2 rRNA genes are annotated in these 5,114 nt (G+C 57.7%); both read left to right on the top strand.

Annotation, left to right across the window (positions count from 1 at the left end):
* Positions 1–160 precede the first annotated feature (160 nt).
* A 16S ribosomal RNA gene (locus tag ACIHAD_RS48690) occupies positions 161–1,679 on the top strand.
* A 329-nt stretch (positions 1,680–2,008) separates the two neighbouring features.
* Positions 2,009–5,114, top strand: a 23S ribosomal RNA gene (locus ACIHAD_RS48695); the annotation flags it as partial.

A 5,114-nucleotide genomic window follows, 5' to 3' on the forward strand; every position in this document is an offset into this window, starting at 1 on the left:
CGGGGATCCGGGAACGGGTTCTGGTGAGGAAGTACGCGTCCGTTTCTTGAGAACTCAACAGTGTGTTAAAAGCCAGTGCATGAATTACATGCATAACCCCGTCCAAATCTTCGGATGGACGGATTCCTTTTTGGTTGGGTTCAACCACTTTTCCAAGCATTGTTTGGAGAGTTTGATCCTGGCTCAGGACGAACGCTGGCGGCGTGCTTAACACATGCAAGTCGAGCGGAAAGGCCCTTCGGGGTACTCGAGCGGCGAACGGGTGAGTAACACGTGAGCAACCTGCCCCTGACTCTGGGATAAGCCCGGGAAACTGGGTCTAATACCGGATACGACCGCCCCCGGCATCGGGTGGTGGTGGAAAGTTTTTCGGTTGGGGATGGGCTCGCGGCCTATCAGCTTGTTGGTGGGGTAGTGGCCTACCAAGGCGACGACGGGTAGCCGGCCTGAGAGGGCGACCGGCCACACTGGGACTGAGACACGGCCCAGACTCCTACGGGAGGCAGCAGTGGGGAATATTGCGCAATGGGCGGAAGCCTGACGCAGCGACGCCGCGTGGGGGATGACGGCCTTCGGGTTGTAAACCTCTTTCAGCAGGGACGAAGTTGACGTGTACCTGCAGAAGAAGCGCCGGCTAACTACGTGCCAGCAGCCGCGGTAATACGTAGGGCGCAAGCGTTGTCCGGAATTATTGGGCGTAAAGAGCTCGTAGGTGGCTGGTCGCGTCTGCCGTGAAAGCCCGCAGCTTAACTGCGGGTCTGCGGTGGATACGGGCCGGCTAGAGGTAGGTAGGGGCAAGTGGAATTCCTGGTGTAGCGGTGAAATGCGCAGATATCAGGAGGAACACCGGTGGCGAAGGCGGCTTGCTGGGCCTTACCTGACGCTGAGGAGCGAAAGCGTGGGGAGCGAACAGGATTAGATACCCTGGTAGTCCACGCTGTAAACGTTGGGCGCTAGGTGTGGGACCCTTCCACGGGTTCCGTGCCGGAGCTAACGCATTAAGCGCCCCGCCTGGGGAGTACGGCCGCAAGGCTAAAACTCAAAGGAATTGACGGGGGCCCGCACAAGCGGCGGAGCATGTTGCTTAATTCGACGCAACGCGAAGAACCTTACCAAGGTTTGACATCACCCGGAAAGCTCTGGAGACAGAGCCCTCTTCGGACTGGGTGACAGGTGGTGCATGGCTGTCGTCAGCTCGTGTCGTGAGATGTTGGGTTAAGTCCCGCAACGAGCGCAACCCTTGCTCCATGTTGCCAGCACGCCCTTCGGGGTGGTGGGGACTCATGGGGGACTGCCGGGGTCAACTCGGAGGAAGGTGGGGATGACGTCAAGTCATCATGCCCCTTATGTCTTGGGCTGCAAACATGCTACAATGGCCGGTACAGAGGGCTGCGATACCGCGAGGTGGAGCGAATCCCTAAAAGCCGGTCTCAGTTCGGATTGGGGTCTGCAACTCGACCCCATGAAGTCGGAGTCGCTAGTAATCGCAGATCAGCAACGCTGCGGTGAATACGTTCCCGGGCCTTGTACACACCGCCCGTCACGTCACGAAAGTCGGCAACACCCGAAGCCCGTGGCCCAACCCGCAAGGGGGGGAGCGGTCGAAGGTGGGGCTGGCGATTGGGACGAAGTCGTAACAAGGTAGCCGTACCGGAAGGTGCGGCTGGATCACCTCCTTTCTAAGGAGCATCGGCTCTGGGGCATCGTCTCCGGGGTCTACGCTGTGACTGCAGGCGAATGTTCTGCACACGGCAGCTCATTAGTGGAGCACTGGCTAGTCAGCTGGACCGGGTCGCCGGGCCGCTAGTACCGCCTCGTAAGGGGAGTGGGAACGGGGTTGTCGGGGGCTTGGGCCGGGTCTGAAACACACTGTTGGGTCCTGAGGAAACGGACTGTTTGTTCGTTATCGCCTCAGTACAGGGCCACTGAAGCGCCGGATGGTTGTCTGGTGTGGATGTGGTTGCTGTTTGTTGTTTGAGATTTGCATAGTGGACGCGAGCATCTTTGTGGCCAAGTTTTTTAGGGCACACGGTGGATGCCTTGGCATCAGGAGCCGATGAAGGACGTGGGAGGCTGCGTTAAGCCTCGGGGAGTCGCCAACCAGACGTTGATCCGGGGATGTCCGAATGGGGAAACCCAGCACCAGTCATGTGGTGTTGCCTCCGCCTGAATGTATAGGGCGGTTGGTGGTAACGCGGGGAAGTGAAACATCTCAGTACCCGTAGGAAGAGAAAACAAAAGTGATTCCGTGAGTAGTGGTGAGCGAAAGCGGATGAGGCTAAACCGGGCGTGTGTGATAGCCGGCAGGCGTTGCATGTCCGGGGTCGTGGGACCCTCTGGTGGTTTCTGCCGAAGCCACAAGAAGTGATAAACCTTCGAGGTAGTCGAAAGCTCTGGGAAGGGCTGCCGTAGACCGTGAGAGCCGGGTAGGCGAAATCTTGAAGGCTTCTTGAGGGGATCCCAAGTAGCACGGGGCCCGAGAAATCCTGTGTGAATCTGCCAGGACCACCTGGTAAGCCTAAATACTCCCTGATGACCGATAGTGCACGAGTACCGTGAGGGAAAGGTGAAAAGTGCCCCGGTGAGGGGTCGTGAAATAGTACCTGAAACCGTGTGCCTACAAGCCGTAGGAGCTTACGAGGATTTCGGTCCTTGTGTGATGTGACTGCGTGCCTTTTGAAGAATGAGCCTGCGAGTTATGGTGTGTGGCGAGGTTAACCCGTGTGGGGGAGCCGTAGCGAAAGCGAGTCTGAATAGGGCGTTTGAGTCGCATGCTGTAGACCCGAAGCGGAGTGATCTACGCATGGGCAGGTTGAAGCTCAGGTAAGACTGGGTGGAGGACCGAACCCACCAGGGTTGAAAACCTGGGGGATGACCTGTGTGTAGGGGTGAAAGGCCAATCAAACTCCGTGATAGCTGGTTCTCCCCGAAATGCATTTAGGTGCAGCGTCGCGTGTTTCTTGCCGGAGGTAGAGCTACTGGATGGCCGATGGGCCCGACAAGGTTACTGACGTCAGCCAAACTCCGAATGCCGGTAAGTGAGAGCGTGGCAGTGAGACTGCGGGCGATAAGGTTCGTAGTCGAGAGGGAAACAGCCCAGATCACCGACTAAGGCCCCTAAGCGTGTGCTAAGTGGGAAAGGATGTGGAGTCGCAGAGACAACCAGGAGGTTGGCTTAGAAGCAGCCACCCTTGAAAGAGTGCGTAATAGCTCACTGGTCAAGTGATTCTGCGCCGACAATGTAGCGGGGCTCAAGCACACCGCCGAAGTCGTGGCATTCAGCCCTATGCGGGCTGGATGGGTAGGGGAGCGTCGTGCAGCCGGCGAAGCAGCAGAGTGATCTAGTTGTGGAGGCTGTGCGAGTGAGAATGCAGGCATGAGTAGCGAATCGAGGGTGAGAAACCCTCGCGCCGGATGACCAAGGGTTCCTGGGGCAGGCTAATCCGCCCAGGGTAAGTCGGGACCTAAGGCGAGGCCGACAGGCGTAGTCGATGGACAACGGGTTGATATTCCCGTACCCGCTTTAACACGCCCATATCGAACCTCGTGATGCTAAGAGTCCTTAGCTCGGGTTGTCCTTCGGGACGGCCGTCAGAGTGAACGCTCGATCCGATCGGGTAGTAGGTAAGCGATGGGGTGACGCAGGAAGGTAGTCCAGCCCAGGCGATGGTTGTTCCTGGGGTAAGCATGTAGGGAGCGAGGTAGGCAAATCCGCCTCGTATTAATCCTGAGATGTGATGCCGAGCCGATTGTGGTGAAGTGGATGATCCTATGCTGCCGAGAAAAGCCTCTAGCGAGTGTTGTGGCGGCCCGTACCCTAAACCGACTCAGGTGGTCAGGTAGAGAATACTAAGGCGATCGGGTGAACTGCGGTTAAGGAACTCGGCAAATTGCCCCCGTAACTTCGGGAGAAGGGGGACCTCTGCTGGTGATGAGTTTTGCACTCGGAGCTGGTGGGGGTCGCAGTGGCCAGGGGGAAGCGACTGTTTACTAAAAACACAGGTCCGTGCGAAGTCGTAAGACGATGTATACGGACTGACGCCTGCCCGGTGCCGGAACGTTAAGGGGACCGCTTAGTTGTGGTGACACAGCGAAGGTGAGAACTTAAGCGCCGGTAAACGGCGGTGGTAACTATAACCATCCTAAGGTAGCGAAATTCCTTGTCGGGTAAGTTCCGACCTGCACGAATGGCGTAACGACTTCCCCGCTGTCTCAACCGCAGACCCGGCGAAATTGCACTACGAGTAAAGATGCTCGTTACGCGCAGCAGGACGGAAAGACCCCGGGACCTTCACTACAGCTTGACATTGGCGTTTGGAGCGTCTTGTGTAGGATAGGTGGGAGACTGGGAAGCTCGGACGCTAGTTCGGGTGGAGTCATTGGTGAAATACCACTCTGGTCGTTTTGAACGTCTAACTCTGGTCCGTGATCCGGATCGAGGACAGTGTCTGGTGGGTAGTTTAACTGGGGCGGTTGCCTCCTAAAGAGTAACGGAGGCGCCCAAAGGTTCCCTCAGCCTGGTTGGCAATCAGGTGTTGAGTGTAAGTGCACAAGGGAGCTTGACTGTGAGACTGACGGGTCGAGCAGGAGCGAAAGCTGGGACTAGTGATCCGGCATCGGCGTGTGGAAGCGGTGTCGCTCAACGGCTAAAAGGTACCCCGGGGATAACAGGCTGATCTTCCCCAAGAGTCCATATCGACGGGATGGTTTGGCACCTCGATGTCGGCTCGTCGCATCCTGGGGCTGGAGTAGGTCCCAAGGGTTGGGCTGTTCGCCCATTAAAGCGGTACGCGAGCTGGGTTTAGAACGTCGCGAGACAGTTCGGTCCCTATCCGCTGCGCGCGCAGGAGACTTGAAAGGAGCTGTCCCTAGTACGAGAGGACCGGGACGGACGAACCTCTGGTGTGCCAGTTGTACCGCCAGGTGCACGGCTGGTTGGCTACGTTCGGAAGGGATAACCGCTGAAAGCATCTAAGCGGGAAGCTCGCCTTGAGATGAGGTCTCCCACCACGAGAGTGGGTAAGGCTCCCGGTAGACGACCGGGTTGATAGGCCGGAGGTGGAAGCACGGTAACGTGTGGAGCTGACCGGTACTAATAGGCCGAGGACTTGACC

Source organism: Nonomuraea sp. NPDC052265 (assembly GCF_044547985.1).
Lineage (GTDB): Bacteria > Actinomycetota > Actinomycetes > Streptosporangiales > Streptosporangiaceae > Nonomuraea.